The 17,889-nt window shown below is 42.1% G+C and carries 15 protein-coding genes; 4 read left to right on the top strand and 11 right to left on the bottom strand.

Annotated elements, in window-relative coordinates:
• Positions 1-141: 141 nt before the first annotated feature.
• The 5 genes from IGJ25_RS07770 to IGJ25_RS07750 all read right to left on the bottom strand — a co-directional run bounded on the left by IGJ25_RS07770 (position 142) and on the right by IGJ25_RS07750 (position 6,474).
• Positions 142-1,602, bottom strand: a complete 1,461-nt coding sequence (locus IGJ25_RS07770) for an Ig-like domain-containing protein (protein ID WP_262119260.1) — start codon at positions 1,600-1,602, stop codon at positions 142-144.
• 304 nt (positions 1,603-1,906) lie between these two features.
• A complete protein-coding gene (locus IGJ25_RS07765; RefSeq protein ID WP_225001311.1) occupies positions 1,907-3,997 on the bottom strand; it encodes an ABC transporter permease in 2,091 nt (696 codons plus the stop codon).
• A complete protein-coding gene (locus IGJ25_RS07760) occupies positions 3,969-4,745 on the bottom strand; it encodes an ABC transporter ATP-binding protein (protein ID WP_016610278.1) in 777 nt (258 codons plus the stop codon). Before IGJ25_RS07760 ends, IGJ25_RS07765 begins: the two co-directional genes overlap by 29 nt.
• Positions 4,746-4,834: 89 nt before the next feature.
• Entirely contained in the window at positions 4,835-5,782 is a 948-nt protein-coding gene (locus tag IGJ25_RS07755) for a sensor histidine kinase (RefSeq protein ID WP_081116545.1), read from the bottom strand.
• Positions 5,779-6,474, bottom strand: a complete 696-nt coding sequence (locus IGJ25_RS07750) for a response regulator transcription factor (RefSeq protein ID WP_081116544.1) — start codon at positions 6,472-6,474, stop codon at positions 5,779-5,781. Before IGJ25_RS07750 ends, IGJ25_RS07755 begins: the two co-directional genes overlap by 4 nt.
• Positions 6,475-6,636: 162 nt before the next feature.
• On the opposite strand from IGJ25_RS07750, the gene IGJ25_RS07745 reads away from it, so the two are divergent.
• Positions 6,637-7,254 carry an FMN-dependent NADH-azoreductase gene (locus IGJ25_RS07745; protein WP_005225804.1) on the top strand — a complete coding sequence of 206 codons (618 nt, stop codon included), beginning with the start codon at positions 6,637-6,639 and terminating at the stop codon, positions 7,252-7,254.
• Positions 7,255-7,393: 139 nt separating this feature from the next.
• On the opposite strand, the gene IGJ25_RS07740 is transcribed toward IGJ25_RS07745, so the two are convergent.
• The 4 genes from IGJ25_RS07740 to tyrS all read right to left on the bottom strand — a co-directional run bounded on the left by IGJ25_RS07740 (position 7,394) and on the right by tyrS (position 11,051).
• On the bottom strand, positions 7,394-7,780 hold the full coding sequence (locus IGJ25_RS07740) for a cytidine deaminase family protein (RefSeq protein ID WP_034858030.1): 387 nt from the start codon (positions 7,778-7,780) through the stop codon (positions 7,394-7,396).
• A gap of 45 nt (positions 7,781-7,825) precedes the next feature.
• Positions 7,826-8,719 (bottom strand): deoxyribonuclease IV, encoded by an 894-nt coding sequence (locus IGJ25_RS07735; RefSeq protein WP_081116543.1) that lies wholly within the window; start codon positions 8,717-8,719, stop codon positions 7,826-7,828.
• 88 nt (positions 8,720-8,807) lie between these two features.
• Positions 8,808-9,719, bottom strand: a complete 912-nt coding sequence (locus tag IGJ25_RS07730; protein ID WP_081116542.1) for an AEC family transporter — start codon at positions 9,717-9,719, stop codon at positions 8,808-8,810.
• A 69-nt stretch (positions 9,720-9,788) separates the two neighbouring features.
• Entirely contained in the window at positions 9,789-11,051 is a 1,263-nt protein-coding gene (tyrS, locus tag IGJ25_RS07725; protein ID WP_005225800.1) for a tyrosine--tRNA ligase, read from the bottom strand.
• 262 nt (positions 11,052-11,313) lie between these two features.
• Between tyrS and IGJ25_RS07720 the strand changes: the two genes are divergently transcribed.
• On the top strand, positions 11,314-13,752 hold the full coding sequence (locus tag IGJ25_RS07720) for a transglycosylase domain-containing protein (RefSeq protein ID WP_081116541.1): 2,439 nt from the start codon (positions 11,314-11,316) through the stop codon (positions 13,750-13,752).
• 142 nt (positions 13,753-13,894) lie between these two features.
• Here the strand turns inward: IGJ25_RS07720 and ccpA are convergent, their stop codons facing one another.
• Positions 13,895-14,893 (bottom strand): catabolite control protein A, encoded by a 999-nt coding sequence (ccpA, locus tag IGJ25_RS07715; RefSeq protein ID WP_005225798.1) that lies wholly within the window; start codon positions 14,891-14,893, stop codon positions 13,895-13,897.
• A 194-nt stretch (positions 14,894-15,087) separates the two neighbouring features.
• Between ccpA and IGJ25_RS07710 the strand changes: the two genes are divergently transcribed.
• Positions 15,088-16,188, top strand: coding sequence for a M24 family metallopeptidase (locus tag IGJ25_RS07710; RefSeq protein WP_225001310.1), 1,101 nt, complete (start codon positions 15,088-15,090; stop codon positions 16,186-16,188).
• Positions 16,189-16,242: 54 nt separating this feature from the next.
• Entirely contained in the window at positions 16,243-17,121 is an 879-nt protein-coding gene (locus IGJ25_RS07705; protein WP_225001309.1) for an NAD-dependent epimerase/dehydratase family protein, read from the top strand.
• Positions 17,122-17,204: 83 nt separating this feature from the next.
• Here the strand turns inward: IGJ25_RS07705 and IGJ25_RS07700 are convergent, their stop codons facing one another.
• Positions 17,205-17,885: a YtxH domain-containing protein gene (locus tag IGJ25_RS07700; protein WP_016610287.1), complete on the bottom strand. Its 681-nt coding sequence runs from the start codon at positions 17,883-17,885 to the stop codon at positions 17,205-17,207.
• Positions 17,886-17,889: the final 4 nt, after the last annotated feature.

Genomic DNA, 17,889 nt, shown 5'->3' with positions numbered 1-17,889 from the left:
AGGAAATTATAATAAATTCTCAGAGAAAACATGCGCCGAAAAAAAAAGGAAAGACCCAATAAAATGGCATCTTCCTTTAAATAAGTCTTTATTAATTATTCTTCCAAGTAAAAAAACTGCCTCCAAAATTTCAGTTTCTATCTACCTGATAAATTTACTCCAACTTAACTTCAATGCGCATCCTGCTAAAACCATTCCTATTGCAATCCATAAATGATTAGACGATTCATTCGTTTGAGGAAACTGCTGTTTTTCTGATTGATTATGCAAATTATTTGATTGGGATACCTGCATGTTCCCAGGGGTTGAACTTTGATGTGTCATCGCTCCATTATTACTAGAACTACTCCCGTTATTTGATTCTGAACTACTAATCATACTGCTTTCGCTACTTGATCCTGAGCTACTACTTGTACTGCTTTCACTACTTGGTTCCGTACTGCTACTTGGTTCCGTACTACTGCTGGTGATACTTTCAGTACTTGGTTCCGTGCTGCTACTAGTGCTGCTTTCACTACTTGGTTCCGTAGTACTACTAGTGCTGCTTTCGCTACTTGGTTCCGTACTACTACTTGTACTGCTTTCGCTACTTGGTTCCGTGCTACTACTTGTACTGCTTTCGCTACTTGGTTCCGTGCTGCTGGACTCCCCTGGTTCACCGGTTCCGCCACCACCGCCACCATAGCGTGGCGTATAGCCAGTAATACTGCTTGTTCTTGGCACGTCATTGACCAAAGCATCAAGGATGCCCCGATTGGTATATTGTTCCAATGAACCATCCGTTTCTGTTTTGTAGGTAATGTAGATCCGTTCCTCTGTATCCCGCAAAGGAATTTCAAAGGAGCCGTCACTATTTAAAACGATCGGTACTTGCTCGACATACGTTGGGTTGGAAACGCTGGGTCCATAGACCACTCGAGCACTCGTACTGACTAGTGTCTGATGAGGACCTAAAAAGTCAATAAACGTTCCATCTTTGATCGTCACTTGGTCCGTGTCAAACGAGTTGATATACACTCGCCAATCAATGATCCGTTTGGGTTGTTGCGTACCTAAATACAGTCCTTGTTTGGTGAGTAAGGCACCCTCCCCTGAATCATCCACTGCTTGAATAAAAATAGGCACCGATTGCGTCCCATTTGCCGTTTCAAAGTTGATGTTGTTGATCTGATTTTCTATCACGTCATCACTGAACTTTGTCCAAAAATAAAAGTCCCCATGTACATTGGTATTTTGTTCGACAAATTCCGTGAAAACAAAGGTCAGCTGATTGCCAACTTGGGTAACATTGACCACTAAGTTGTTATTTTCATCGTATAAAGCATACGTATTATTAACGCCTTCAATCTCAGCTGGCAAGGTGACGGTCGCTTTGTCACCTGCTTTTAAATCACCTAAGTCCTCCAAACTCCAGGTCATATCTATTTTAAAGGAATCATCCTTTTCAATACTTGTGATGACCTCGTTGTGGCTATTTACGATCGATACATTTGTGATCAGCTTGGCACCCACATCGGTTTCCCCATAAACAACCCGCATACCAGCAAAAACAGGAATCAACAGCAGCAAGACAGCAAATGCTTTTCCTAAACGTTTGATCATTGGTTTCCTCCCTTAAGTGATCGCTTAGCTAACCCCATCGGTCACAGCAATTACTGTACTCGACATGAATATTTTCATTAACAGTTGTCTTTTCGTTTCACGGTGAGAAAAATAGACTTCCAGTTGCCCCATTCTTGCAGCGTATCAGCGACTGCCTAATAGAATCAGTGTTAACTAATTTTATCTGCTTTTCGGTGATTTACACAATTAAAACGCTTCATTGGTGAAAGAAAATAACAATACAGCAAGCAAAAAACCAAATCCCAATCTGTATTGACTGAAAGGGATTTGGCTAAAAAATAAATCACTCTGTCGGATCGGCGATCCTATCAATTTGCTGGAAATACCGGTACTGACAAACAAAGTAAAAAACGATTTGGAAAATCAAAAAGAGACTAACGATCACACCATAGTATTGCCAAACAGGCAATTCAACTAAAATACGCAAAGCGGTCATTGCCACCGCAAAATGGATCATTGCCACGACTGTTGGCAAGAAGTACATCACTTGCAGCTGGCGTCTCAGAACGTTGTGACGCTCCTTGGGCGACACACCTAAAATATGCAAGGAACGATGATACGCTCCATCTTTATCTAAATCTGCAAATAAACGGAAATAGATAATCGAAGCGGAGAAAATAAAGAAAACCGAACCTAGTAATACCGTGATCATTAAGATGATGCCATTTCCTTGACGATTTTCTTGGAAAACTTGGTATTTCGAGGTATAAGACGTACGCATCGGAATGTCTTTTGCCGCTTCTGACCACTCTTCATCCGTATAGTCACCTTTGGCTTCGAACTCCTGACTGAGTTCTTCGTATTGCTGATCGATCAAGGCATTTTCTTTATCTAACTTTCCATTGAAATCAGATACCAATTCAGGTGTTTCAGCCCATTCTGGATAATCTAACCAAATAAAACCAGATTCCATATCATCGTTAGATTCTTGTAAAAGAGCTTGCCATTCCTCAAAGGTCTTATCTGTCACAACTGACAAACCAAAGTGATTCAGAGAAAGCATTGAGGGGCTGTGGACAATCGTAATATCCTTTTTTATACCGGTTTCTGAACCCAATTCAAGTGGATAGATACTTGTGCGTTCGTTCTCAGGGACTTCTAGAAGCTGTTTTCGACGTGAATAATTAGCACTAAGTGTCATTATTTGATTATCTGCAACGGAATCAGCTTCCTCACCGATTTGTTTCATCATTTTCTGATAGTCGCTTTCTCGCATAATTGAAAAGCCATTCGTCGTATAAAATGAATCATTCATAACTGCAGATTCATCAAGATTCGCATAGACCCATAGTAAGGAAACACTATCCGTTACAGGTGAGTACCCTTTTTCTTCTATGGCAGTTTTAATTTCATTCATTTTCCCCTCAGAATGATCGAGGTCTTCTGGCCCAGACCACGGAAACACATAGGCTACACTGATTCCTTGGATCGAAGAAAAAGAAGAACTGCCGATCGCCAGCATCACGGAAATCCCAACGAATGCCACGGAGGTACTAATAGCGATCAGACTATACATCGCCGCATTGTCTCGCATGCGAAAGATCCATTCGCTGATAGTCAGCATCCGAGTCCCTCGTAAGAAGGTCGGGCGTTTTTTTAATCGTTTCAACAGAAATACGCTGAACTGATGGAATGACAAAATCGTGCCTGCAACAGTCAACAAGACTCCTAGCATAAGTGGCAGCATTGAGTACGTTTGGTAGCTAAAATAAAAGACCGATCCATAGCCAACTAGTAACAGCACAATTCCTGAAAATGCCAATGCCCAATGACTTTTTGGCTCAGGACGTGGTTTTTCATTTTCCTTGATCAATGAGATGATCTGTTCTCCTTGCAAGGCCCGCGTACTGAAAAAGGAAATCAAGAGGAAAATAAAGACATAGATCCCAAAGGTCAATCCTAAACCTTCCATAGGAACCATAAATTTCAGTCCTTCTGTTAGATACATGACATTTTGCGCAATCAGCAGCAACAATTTCGTCACTAAAATCCCCAACCCAATACCGGTCACTGTGGCGCCGGTTCCTAAAAGGGCATTTTCGACAAACAAAATCTTTCGCAGATCTCTTTCTTCGATCCCCAAAATCAAGTAGATCGCCAGATCACGTTTGCGTCGTTTCAAAAAGACCACAAATGTATACCATAAAAACAACAGCGACAGTAAGGCGATCACCACGAGTGCGACGGATAGACCAACCTTAGCTAAGCTTGAAAGTGTATCGCTATTAGATAAGTTTTCTTCCAATTGCGGATGAAAGAGCAAAAGACTAAAGATATAAAACACCATCGCCGCAAAGGCGCTGCTGACGAAGTAGGCCGCATAAGTTCGAAAATTCCCCCGCAGATTACGAATGATCAACTGTCTGAAATTCATGACGGCGACCTCCTAAATGTGCTAGGACTTCAAGAATTTTTTGATAAAATTGCTGTTGATCAGCACCTCGATAGACTTCGTTATACAGCTTTCCGTCTTTGATGAAAACGACCCGATCAGAAAAGCTGGCGGAATACGGATCATGGGTGACCATCATGGTGGTGACTTTGCGCTGTTTGTTCATCTGACTTAGTATTTCCATGACATCTCGTGCTGCCTTGGAATCAAGATTCCCCGTCGGTTCGTCTGCTAAAAGCAATTCTGGTTGATGGATCAAAGCTCTAGCAATCGCTACTCGCTGCTGCTCTCCACCGGAAAGCTGATAGATGCGTTTGTCTTTTTTCTCATAGATCCCAAGTTCACGTAATAGCTGCTCCGAACGTTCTTTCATCTCAGGAACTGCCACCCGATCCAATGTCAATGGTAAAATCACATTCTCAAGCACGCTCAATGGCGAAAGCAAATTGTAGTTTTGAAAAACAAAGCCTAGTTGCCGACGACGAAACTCCGCGAGTTTTTGCTTAGATAATTCTAGTGGCTGCTCTCCCTTGAGGATCACCGAACCTGAAGTCGGTTTATCCAATGTTGCCACCAAATTCAGCATGGTGGTCTTGCCACTGCCAGATGGACCCATAATGCTGATAAATTCTCCTTCTGGCACTTTGAGATCGATTTGTTGTAAAACCTCAACAGACACTTCCCCTGTATAGGTTTTCGATACATTTTTCAATTCTAGTAAAGCCATCATCTTCACTCCTTTGCTACCAGTTTAGCAGGCGGCACCGCAATCAGTTATCGATTTCATGATAGAAAGCTTACAAAATTGTAAGAAAGCCTTCACCTCCGAAATGTTAAGGTAACTGTCGTGCCTTGATTCTCCTTAGAGGCAAGCGACACATCGATATCTAATTGCGTACTGATCGTTTCAACTAAATAAAGACCGATCCCAGTTGCCTCTCCTGTTTGCCGCCCATTCTGACCTGTATAAAAGGGGCGAAAAACCCGCGGGAGATCCGCTGTTGCAATCCCGCAGCCTTCATCTGCGATCGTTAAGCTTCTAGAAAAAGGATCGATCTCAAAATAGACTTTACTGTCTGGCTTTGAGTACTTGATGGCGTTGCTGATGAGTTGAAAGAGCAGAATACTTAGCCATTTTTTGTCTGTTGTCACCGTGATATCTGCTTCACTTATCAGCTTCGGATAGACTTCACTGCGAATAAAATTTCGCTTCTGGTCACCGATACTGTGTTTTAACAATTCCAACAATGAGGCTGATTCGATAACGAAGTCCTCCGTGAAATCTTCCAAGCGCACAAAATTCAGCGCAGTCGCCAAGCCACTTTTTAAGCGATCTGTTTCAGCCAAAAGATCATAGCTATCGACTTCTTCACTTTCAGCCATTAGCGCCAAAACTGAGACAGGTGTTTTCATTTGATGAACCCAGATATTCATGAAACGAATATGATTTTGATGGTGCTGATCTAATTCTGTCAGCCGCTCTTGCTCTTGCTGTTCATGGGCATCGAACTGCTTGCGCCATTGCTTGGAAAGGTAGCCATTGCTTCGGTGTGTCGCTCTTCCATGCTTGATATACTGATAAAACGCAGTATTGGTAAGGTAATCTACCAAATAAACAAGAACAATGAACAGCCCGAATAGAAGCAGACCATAACCAATTACGAGGTAATTTCGATAGCCATCCAACCAAATCACTAAAACGAACAATGAAATGGCTAGGACGGTAACGAGTAGTTTAGGTAAATGAACACTTGCATATGCTTTCATTCTTCCGTACCAACCACTGATAAAGCGTAGCCCTTTCCGCGAATCGTTTGGATCGGATCATTGATGCCCATTGCCGCCAATTTTTTTCGCAAACGGCCGACATTGACAGAAAGCGTATTGTCATCAACGAAGCGCTCATCATCCCATAATAGATTTAAGATCCGTTCCCGTTTGACCATCTCTGGGTGTGCCGACATTAACAGGGTCAATAATTCTCCTTCTCGAACAGTCAGCCATTCACTGGCTTCACGATAGACCATCTTCAATGCTTCGGGATAGTAGATCAATTCGCCGGCTTTCAAACTTCTCGCCCGATCAGACTGTGAATAATCCCCGTAGACTCTGCGAATGTGGCTTTTTACTTTTGCCAGCAGCAAATCATAAGAAAAAGGTTTGACTAGATAATCATCAGCACCATATTCTAGAGCCATCACTTGGTCCATATTGCCGTCACGGGCGGAGATGAAGAGAATTGGAACCAACGAACGTTCCCTGATTTTTTGGCACCAATAAAACCCATCATAATAAGGTAGATTGACATCCAACAAAACCAAATCAGGTTGGATCATCAAGAATTCATCTAAAACCGCAGCGAAATTTTCTGGAACAAAGGTTTGATACGCATAGCGGGATAATTGATTTTCCATCATTTTGACTAACGATTTGTCATCTTCGACCACGAATATTTTCATAGAAATCCTCCTGTTTTCTCTAAAGTTTACCAAAACTGCGTGAAAAAAACTGCAAAATTCCAGCTTTTTTAAAAAAACTGTACTTATTTATTGTAAGCAAAATTATTTTATAGTATACTACGTTTTGTGATTAAAACTTACTTAAAGTAAAGGTGGAAAAAAATGAAAAATATTTTAGTTGTTAAAGCCAATAACCGTCCCGATGGAGTATCTGCAAAAATGTTTGATACGTTCGTTGAAAATCTTGATACCAACAATGTGGACGTTGTAACCTTTGATGTGTACGCACAACCAATGCCTTATATCGGTCAAACGTTATTTGAAGCATTTGGCAAACTTTCACAAGAACAAGAATTAAACCAAGAAGAACAAGAATTGATGACTGTCCGTCAAGACGTGATGAACAAATTCGCAGCAGCGGATACCATCGTTTTCGCTTTCCCAATGTGGAACTTAACGATTCCTGCTGCCTTGCACACATTCATCGACTATATCTTCCAAGCTGGCTTTACTTTCTCTTATAACGAAGATGGTTCAATGAACCAATTATTGAAAGACAAAGAAATCGTTCTATTGAATGCCCGTGGTGGTGTTTACTCAGGCGAAATGAGCGCAATGGAAAACGCTGTAACCTTTATGGAAAAAGTTTTCGGTGGTATGTTCGGCATGAACATCACAGAAGAAGTAATCATTGAAGGCCACAATGCAGATCCTTCTAAAACAGCAGAAATCATTGCTGAAGGTTTAGAACGCGTAGCAGCAGCTGCGAAAAAATTCTAATCATTGCTATCGATCAACTCCTCAACAAAGCGCTATTGCTTGTTGAGGAGTTTTTTTATCCAAAAACGTAGCTCGTCTATGGGATCGATAAAACAAAGAGGCCCCATAGAACACAGCGGTCTAAGGGGCTAAATCTCTTTTATTTTGATGCTTTCCAATCAACAGGCAACAGCTCTTCTAGCGTCATGATTTTTCCTGCTGCGATCATGACCTGCGTGTTATGGTTGGCAGGGTCCAGCTGGCTGATGAATTCACGGCAACGACCACAAGGTGGGATCGGCTCACCTGCCGAATTGATTGCAACCATCTGTAACACCCGCTGCTGTCCATCGGTGATCATTTGCGCAGCCGCAGCCTGTTCGGCGCAAAAACCCATAGAACAGCTGGTATCGATACAGATCCCTGTATAAATCTGTCCATCTGCAGTAGCCAGAGCTGCCGCGACACTCCCTGCTTCTGCAAATTGAGAGAGCTGTCTGAATCCCAGTTTTTGTTTCGCGGCATCGATCAGCAACTGAAAGTCCATTTTTCTTCCTCCAATAATAAGCTGACTCATGGTTAAATGAACCGTTTAAGCACCCGCCATGATTTTCGTCAATAGCTCAGGATCAAAGGTCTTTTCCCGCAGCATCGCGATTTCATAGCCATAAGGGGCTTTTTTATTCTTTTTGTCTTCGCCGACATAGGGTGTTTCCAAAATTTTCGGTAACGCTGATAATTGCTTATGATGAACGATCTTATTCAAGGCTTCAAAGCCGATCGTGCCAAAACCAATATTCGCATGTCGGTCTTTGTGGCTGCCCTGTGGATTTTTTGAATCATTGACATGGATGACCTTCAAGCGATCCAACCCGATGATTTTGTCAAACTCGTTTAACACGCCGTCAAAGTCTTCTTTGACATTGTAGCCAGCATCGTTCGTGTGACAAGTATCTAGGGTAACGGATAATTTTTCATTTAAGGTGACACCATCGATAATTGCTGCCAATTCTTCAAAACTGCGACCAATCTCGGTGCCTTTACCTGCCATTGTTTCTAATGCGATCTGGGCAGTTTGATTTTTTTCAAGAACCTCGTTCAAGCCTTTAATGATCTGCTTGATCCCAGCTTCTGGTCCTGCACCAACATGGGCACCGGGGTGCAATGTGATTTGAGTTGCACCTAAAGCTTGGGCTCGTTGGATTTCTTCTTGTAAGAACGAAACAGCAAAGCCAAAGTTTTCTGGTTTGATGGTATTGCCTAAATTAATGATGTACGGGGCATGGACGACGATATTCGAAATTCCTTTTTCCGTCATAAAATCTTGTCCAGCTGCGATCTGCATCTCTTCGATCGGTTTGCGCCGCGTGTTTTGCGGAGCTCCGGTATAGATCATAAACGTAGTAGCTTGATAGCCAGCTGCCTCTTCTGCTGCTCCTAAAAGCATTTTTTTGCCGCTCATTGAAACGTGTGAACCAATCAACATTTTTCTTTTCCTCCTAAATCTAGTCTTCTCTATTATCGATAAAAGCGCCTTGTAAAGCGATTATTTTGCTCATTGCCGTATTTTTTTATCAAGCGAGTCCAAATAACATCAGAACACCCGTCATTAGCGGCATACTTATCAAAAAGCTAATGGAAGAAACGAACCCCACCGCTTCTTCCTCCATTCCTGCAATCACGGAATTAATGACACCGAATAAAGGAATTGGAGCAAACACTAACAAACAAAGAACTGGCTTTAATAAAACTGGGATGGGTAAAACATAGAAAGCTGCGAACAGCACGAATGCCAGTCCGTACCGCAAGCTTAAAATTTTGATCACGGTTTGGGTGGTGTGCTTCGGTAAGCGGAAATCCAAAAATAAGCCAATCATAAACATGGACAAAAACGTATTTGCGATCCCGATTGGTTGGACAAGCGCCAATGCCGCTTCGGGAATCCTCCAATCCGCACTGCGGATAATCAGCATCACTAGATAAATGGTAAACGTTGGCGAACGCAGGAGATTCAAAAAGATTTTCCCTGGTTCAAACGTCGTCCGCTTTCCAATCAAGAATTCGATGAAAATCGTCGTTCCCCCTGCCAACATGATACTGTTCCCCATATCAAACAGCGAAATCAGCGGAATCCCTAAAGGATAAAAGCTTTGGGCAAAAGGAATCGCAAAATTGCCGATATTAAAGCCTGACCCGCAGTACATCGCAAACTGCTGCAGCGTGTTCGATTCTTTTTTGGTCAAGAAAAATGCGAAGAGGATCTGGACGAACGTAATGATCAACGCGATCACAATCAAACTAAGCGCACTGACTTGTACTTGCATTGAAGCTAAATTCAAAATGATTGCTGCCGGTAACGTCACATTCAAAATAATTTTGGATAAGATCGAGCCATCCGCTTTTGAAAGGACATTTAGCCGCTTAAGAAAATACCCTAAGAAGATCATGGCAAATAAACCGGCGGCATTCAACACTATATTTCCCATTCCAACAAAAACCCTTCCTCTACAAAAATTTGAAAAAAGCGAACCAACAAGGCGGTTCGCTTTTTGCGATTAAAATGTTAATAAGAAATATTTTTTCTTGCCACGACGAATCACGACGTATTTTCCACCGATCCGATCACTTGCTTGGAGCTCGTACGTTAGGTCTTGGACGCGTTCCCCATTGATGTAGATGGCACCATTTTGAACGTCTTCTCTTGCTTGACGTTTTGATGGTTCGATTTTAGCAGTCGTCAACACTTCAACGATGTTCAAAGAATCATCTGCTGTTACCTGATGGCTTGGCACCCCTTTGAAGCCTTGTTCGATCTCTTCAGCGTTCAATTCTTTGATATTGCCACTGAATAAACTTGCTGAGATGCGTAAGGCTTGTTCATAAGCCTCTGCCCCATGAACCAAAGTAGTGACTTCTTTTGCCAAAGCTTTTTGTGCTGCTCGAGATTCTGGTGCAGCGTTAAACTCTGCTTCGATCGCAGCGATTTCTTCTAATGATAAGAAGGTGAAATATTTCAAGAATTTGACTGCATCACGATCATCCGTATTGATCCAGAATTGGTAGAACTCGTAAGGCGTCGTTTTCTTGGCATCTAGCCAAACCGCATTGCCTTCTGTTTTCCCAAATTTCGTTCCATCTGCTTTTGTGATCAATGGCATAGTCAAACCGAACCCTTGGACTTCACGCTCACGACGTAATAATTCGATCCCAGAGGTGATATTCCCCCATTGATCGCTACCGCCTAATTGCAACAAGCAACCGTGGTTGTCGTAAAGATTCAAAAAGTCATAGGCTTGTAATAGCTGGTATGCAAATTCCGTGTAGGAGATCCCAGTTTCGATCCGACGTTTGACACTTTCTTTGCTCATCATGTAATTGATGGTAAAGTTTTTCCCAGTGTCGCGCAAGAAATCAATCAGTTTCAATTCCCCTAGCCACTCATAGTTATTGGCAATGATGGCAGGATTTTCTTGGTCATCAAAATCAATGAAGCGAGATAATTGGCTCTTGATACTTTGTGACCATTCTAAAACGGTATCTAGTGTGTTTAATTGACGTTCTTGATCTTTAAAGGATGGGTCACCGATCATTCCTGTACCACCGCCTACTAATGCGATCGGCACATGTCCGTTTTGTTGGAAACGACGCAACATCAAAATAGGCAATAAATGACCAATATGCAGGCTATCTGCGGTAGGATCAAAGCCGATATATAGTTTCACAGACTCTTCATTTAATTGTTTGGTCAAGGCTGCTTCGTCTGTGGTCTGATGAACTAATCCGCGTTGCTTTAGCTCTTCAAAAAAGTCTGTACTCATTCTTTCTCCTCCTAATAATTGCTTCATTGTTCATCTTAACTGAAAAAGAGGTCAATGAAAAGTCTTTCTCTCAAAGTCCTTTACCAAAAAAGAAACTTTTAGGCAAATCCGTTCATTTTCCCTTATTATCGCTGGTTCAATACAAACACCAACTGGCCTTTTCTAGCACACTTCTTTCGATAACAGATAGGGTGCTACCCAAGCGCCTTGTTTTTTGCTATAATTACACGGAATCTATTCTAATTTATTGAGGTGACTCTTTTTGTCCCAGAAAACGAAAAATCAAAAGAATACAGAAAACAAAAATAGAGGCTGGTTCTATTTCAATATCAGTCTTAGGGTTTTACATGCCTTGTTCTTAGTGGCTATTTCTTTACTGGTGCTAGGCGGTTCTTTAGCTTTAGGGATCGGTGCCGGCTACTTTGCTTTTCTTGTGGAAGATACCGCAGCTCCTTCTAAAGATGAGTTACAAAAAGAATTGACCGACATCACAGAGACTTCTCAACTCGCATACGCTGATGGCAGTAAAATCGCAACGATTCGCTCAGATCTGATGCGAACGTCGGTTAATTCCGATCAAATTTCAGACTACTTGAAAAAAGCGATCATCGCAACAGAGGATGAATATTTTAATATTCATAATGGCGTCGTACCAAAAGCAGTCGTGCGGGCATTATTATCCGAAGCGACAGGCTTTGGCGGCAGCGGGGGTTCCACTTTGACCCAGCAGCTGGTGAAACAACAAATCCTTTCCAGTGAAACGACCTTTAAACGCAAAGCCAATGAGATTTTATTAGCCATGGAAGTGGAGAAATTTTTCGATAAAGATGAGATCGTCACCATGTATCTAAACATCTCCCCTTTCGGCCGGAACAATAAAGGGCAAAATATCGCAGGTGTGCAAGAAGCGGCGCAAGGAATTTTTGGCGTTAACGCAGCTGACCTGTCTTTACCGCAAGCAGCCTTTATTGCGGGTCTGCCACAAAGCCCGATCGTCTACAGCCCTTATACAAATACGGGTGAGATCAAGGAAAACTTGACCGCTGGCTTAGAACGGAAAGACTTCGTGCTCTTCAGTATGTATCGTAACCACGATATCACGAAAGAAGAATACGAAGAGGCGCTTAATTATGACTTGAAGCAAGACTTCAAAAAACAAGAAGCCATTGAACAAACGGATCAAAGCTTCCTTTATTACACTGTGTTAAATGAAGCAAAAGACATTATTGCCAAACAGCTGGCAGATGAAGATGATGTCAGTGACGAAGAATATGCCAAAGACGAAACCTACCAAAAATACTTCGAATTGGCGCAGCAAAAACTAGTTAATGGTGGCTATACCGTCACATCAACGATCGATAAAGATATTTATAATGCGATGCAAGATGCCGTCGATAAATACGGCTATATGTTAGACAACTGGGGCGACTCCACCATCGAAGTCGGCAATGTCATGATGGACAATGCCACCGGGAAAGTATTAGGCTTTATTGGCGGTCGTAACTATGCTGACAATCAATTCAACCATGCCTTTGATGCCAAACGCCAAGCAGGTTCAAGTATCAAACCAATGCTGGTTTACGGACCGGCGATCGAAAGTGGCTTGATGGGCTCTGAATCAATGGTTTCTGATTATGCCGCAAAATGGCGGACAGGAGAAAACGCCGGTGAGCCGATCGTCAATGCAACAAACCGTGGAACCAATACTTTTATGTCGATTCGCGAATCATTGGAAGTTTCCAGTAATATCGCAGCGACAAATATTTTCCAAGATCTGTGGGAAAAAGAAGGCGATCATTTTTATGCCTATTCAAATTATTTGAGCAAAATGGGCTATCCTGAAGATAACAGCTGGGCATATGAATCAGCGCCATTAGGGGTTACCGATGTCACAGTGTTGAATCAAACAAATGGCTTCCAAACATTTGCCAATAACGGTGTCTATCAGCAAGGCTACATCATCGAATCAATCAAGGATAATGAAGGCGAAGTGCTTTATCAGCATGAAGCCAAACCGGTCCAAGTCTTTTCTGAAGCGACAGCTTCCATCATGACCGACATGATGCGTAGTGTTATCGATGAGCAAAAAACCAGTTCCTTTAAATCGGTTATCAGCGGATTAGATTGGAACCTCGGGAATGCCGATTGGGTCGGTAAAACTGGGTCTACCAATAATTGGTCTGACTCTTGGCTAGTCGTCTCCACCCCATCGATCACCATCAGCAGCTGGTCAGGTCGAGATGACAATAAAGGGACCGATAGCGCTGCAGGAACTCGGACAGCCAATTACATGGCTTACTTGATCAATCGTATCTATCAAACAAACCAAGAAGTCTTTGGTGTAAATCAGAAGTTTGAACTTTCTAGTGATGTCAAAAAAGCTCAAGTTTCCAAGTTTACTGGTACCCAACCAGGAGGAACCGTGCGAGTCGATAATCGAACCTATACGAATCCAAGTAGTACCGTTACTTCTTATTGGGCAACTGGCGGACCAGATACGGTCGATTTCAAATTTGGACTCGGTGGTTCAGATGCAAACTATGCTGACTATTGGAAAAAAGCATCTTCTAGCCGTTCAACAAATCGTTCGTCGAATACATCATCGAATAACGCATCCAACAATGTTACACCTACTGCAAATGATGACGACGAGGACGAGCAAGAAAATAACCAACCTAATACAAATGATGATGATGACTGATCAGCCTTGTGCTGATCAGTTTTTTCATACAAAAAAAGTGTGGGTAGAAAATCCATAGATTTTCTACCCACACGAACGATCGTTGAAGCAAAAAGTGGAACAACAAAGCGTTGCTCCACTAGTCTTTTTATTAAATCGCTGCTTATTTCGTAGAGCTTTTTTCTGAAATACCGTAAGGCAAAACGATCGTTTTTTGTTCTACATCTTCTTTGTTCATCATTTTAGTTAATAGACGCATCGCAACGGCACCCATATCATACAATGGTTGCGTCACGCTTGATAAGCGTGGACGAGCTGCTTCAGCCAATAATGAATTGTTGCTGGTGATGATCTCGAAATCTTCAGGAACTTTAACACCTTTGTCTAACAAACCATCTAAGACGCCGATGGCTAACTCATCGTCTGTGACATAAGCTGCTGTTGCACCACTGTTGATGATGCGATCAACTAAGGCTAAGCCTTCTTTAAAGCTGTATGGTGATTCAAAGATCAACCCTTCAGAATATTCAAGGTTGTTTTCTTTCAAGGCTTCTTTATAGCCTTTCAAGCGGTTTTGGCCATTGATTGGATCGATCAAAGCACCGCTGACAAAAGCGATTTTTTGATTGTTTTTCGCCAATAATGAAACAGCATCTTTGGCAGCTGCTGTGTAATCGATATTGACACTTCCTACTTGTTCATCAGGATCGATCGAACCAGCTAAAACGACTGGTGTTTTTGAGCGAGAGAATTCCCCGCGAATTTCATCCGTGATGCGATGACCCATGAAGATAACGCCGTCCACTTGTTTTGCTAACAAGTTGTTCAAAACGTTGACTTCTTTCATCGTATCGCCATCAGAGTTGGCTAAGATGATATTGTATTTATACATGGTCGCTACATCATCGATCCCACGAGCAAGTGATGAGAAGAACATATTGCTGACATCAGGAATGATGACACCAACAGTCGTGGTTTTTTTACTTGCCAACCCTCGAGCAACTGCGTTTGGACGATAATCCAAGCGGTCGATCACTTCCAGCACTTTCTTACGAGTTGCTGGTTTTACATTTGGATTTCCGTTGACTACCCGTGAAACAGTTGCCATCGATACATTCGCTTCCCGTGCAACATCATAAATCGTAATTGTTTGTTTTTCCATGATATATCTCCCTTATTCTATTTTCAGAAAATCTTATTTACATTTCTTTGTTAGAATAGCAAATTTTTTCCGTATTTGCAACCGTTTTAATTTTGTTTTCATGAAAACTTAGCAATTTCCTACTTTCCCCGCCCCTATTCTCTTCTAAAGCATGATAAAATAGAAAAAGAATACTTGAAAGAAGGTTTTTTCAAATGAATGATAAAAAAATCAATGAGTTAAATGGCTGGTTGAAAACCAATGGTGCAGATGTTGCCTATATTTCTAATCCAGCAACAATCGCTTATTTTTCAGGTTTTAAAAGTGAACCTCATGAACGGGTCCTTGCTTTGTTTGTCGCACCTGGAAAAGATCCCTTTCTTTTCACACCAGCTCTGGAAGTAGAAGAAGCAAAAAATAGCGGCTGGCCTTTTGACATTATCGGTTATCTCGATAGCGAAGACCCTTGGGCGAAAATCTGTCAGGAATTGACCTCTCGTTACCGAGTTTCTTCCTTGGCACTAGAAAAAAATGACCTTTCCGTCGAGCGCTATGAAGCATTGAAACGGTTTTTGCCACAGACCGATTTTTCTTTAGATGTGACTCCGGTCATTCAAAAAATGCAGTTAACCAAAACGGCTGCTGAAATTGACACCTTGCTAGAAGCTGGCAACTGGGCAGACGTTGCTTTTGAGATTGGGTTTGCTGCCATCAAAGAAGGCGTCAGCGAAATGGCAATCGTGGCGGAAATTGAGTACGAGTTGAAAAAACGTGGGGTTTCCCATATGTCCTTCGATACGACGGTGTTAGCTGGTGCTAATGCAGCCAGTCCTCATGGCGTACCTGGTGACCGCAAAGTGACTGCCAATGAACTTGTCTTGTTTGACCTAGGGGTCGTTTGGAAAGGATATTGCAGTGATGCAACCAGAACGGTTGCCTATAAAGAACCAACTGCATTACAAAGAAAAATTTATGACATCGTTCTTGAAGCAGAACTAGCAGCGCAAGCAGCGGTCAAACCTGGGATTACCGCTGGAGAATTAGACAAGATTGCTCGTGATGTGATTACTGGCTATGGCTACGGCGACTACTTCAACCATCGTCTAGGTCACGGCATCGGGACCACGGTTCATGAGTTCCCCTCTTTGATCACTGGCAATGATTTAGTGATCGAAGAAGGCATGTGCTTCTCTATCGAACCGGGCATTTATTTACCAGATCAGGTCGGTGTCCGCATTGAAGACTGTGTGTATGTCACTGCAGATGGCTGTATACCTTTTACCAAGACAGCAAAAGAATTATTGATCTTATCTTGATTTTCCTAATGAAACGGCGCAACATGTTGGCATTACATGAAAAGGAGTGTTCTTATGAGTAAAAAAGTGTTGGTTTTAGGCGGCACGCGTTTTTTCGGTAAATATTTGGTCCAATCACTAATTGATCAAGGATTGGACGTGACGATCGCTACCCGAGGGAACACGAAAGATTCCTTTGGCGATCAAGTCAACAGAATCATCTTCGATCGCACGGAGGAAGAAAGTATCAAAACGGCATTAACAAAAGAAACCTATGAGGTCATTTACGACAATATTGCTTATACTTCCAACGACATTGAGATTCTACTGCGTCATGTCACACCGAAGCGCTACATCGTTACTAGCTCAATGTCTGCATACCATGAATTACACTTCGATTTGATTGAAGCGGATTTTGACCCTGCTAAAGAACCCTTCAGACTGGTTGGCTCTGAGGAGGTCGATTATGCACAAGGCAAGCGAACCGTGGAAGAGATCCTGACCCAAAAATACAGTCAAATCCCGTCCGTTTTTGTCCGCTTTCCTTATGTGATCGGTGCAGATGATTACACAAAACGTTTTACCTTTTACATTGACCATCTGATAAAGCAAAAGCCAATGGCTGTCGATAATCTAACGCATCAAATGGGCTTTGTGGATGCCCAAGAGGCTGGTAAATTTTTAGCGTTTCTAGGTACTAGCTCGTTCACAGGACCCATCAATGGTGCGTCAAAAGGTACAGTTTCCTTAGAAGAAGTGCTGCAATACGTGACGAAAAAAACTGGTCTTTCCCCGCTCTTTTCAGAAACAGGCGATCAAGGCCCTTATAATGGTACACCTGCTTATTCGATCAATGTTGGTCTCGCTGAGGAAATTGGCTTTCCATTCAGTCAACTGCAGGATTGGCTCTATCAACTTTGCGATTGGGAAATCACCCAAGCATCAAACGAATAACTACCAAATCACAAAAAAACGTTCGCCGATTTAACTGGCGAACGTTTTTATCTTTTGAAGTAATCAAATTTTTGTATCCTTACTTATGCTTCAGGATTGTTTTTTTCTAATGTATCTTTTAATTCTTCTTTCGCATCTTCTAAGTCAGCTTTGGCATCTTTTGTTTCTGCTTTCGCTGTTTTTTTGGCATCATCTGCTGCTTTTCCAGCTTCTTTTTTCAAATCAGCTGCGGCTGCTTGACCGTCTTTTTTGGCTTCTTCAACGACAGGTTTTGCTTCTTGTGCTCCTTCTTTGACGGTTTGTTTCATATCCGCTGCAGAAGATTTTGCATCAATGATGATATCTTGCACCGTGTCATCAGCGTCTACTTTGGCATCTTTCGCTGATTCTTTGACCTCGTTCGCTGATTTTTTGAAGCGTTCTGATAGATCACCTGCTTGTTTCTTTAACTCTTCAACGGTTTCTTCTGATGAACCAGCTGCTGTTTCTTTTAAGTCATCGACTTTCGCTGTTAAAGAACCGGTGAAGTCAGATGCTTGCTCGCTTAGTTTTGCCGCTTTGTCTTTAGCGATATCGACAAGATCCGTACTTCTTTCTTTGGCTAAATCACCATAATCAGATGCTTTATCTAATAAATCGTCTGCTTGTTTTGCTAATTTATTTCTTAATGTTTTACCAGATTCTGGCGCCAACAAAAGTGCTGCTGCTGCTGCCGCTGTTCCTCCGATGATTGCTCCTAATAAAAATCCGCCTTTTTTACTCATTGAA

Source organism: Enterococcus sp. DIV0240d (genome assembly GCF_051711245.1).
Taxonomy (GTDB): Bacteria; Bacillota; Bacilli; order Lactobacillales; family Enterococcaceae; genus Enterococcus_D; species Enterococcus_D casseliflavus.
This window is presented reverse-complemented; position numbering and strand designations above follow the sequence as displayed.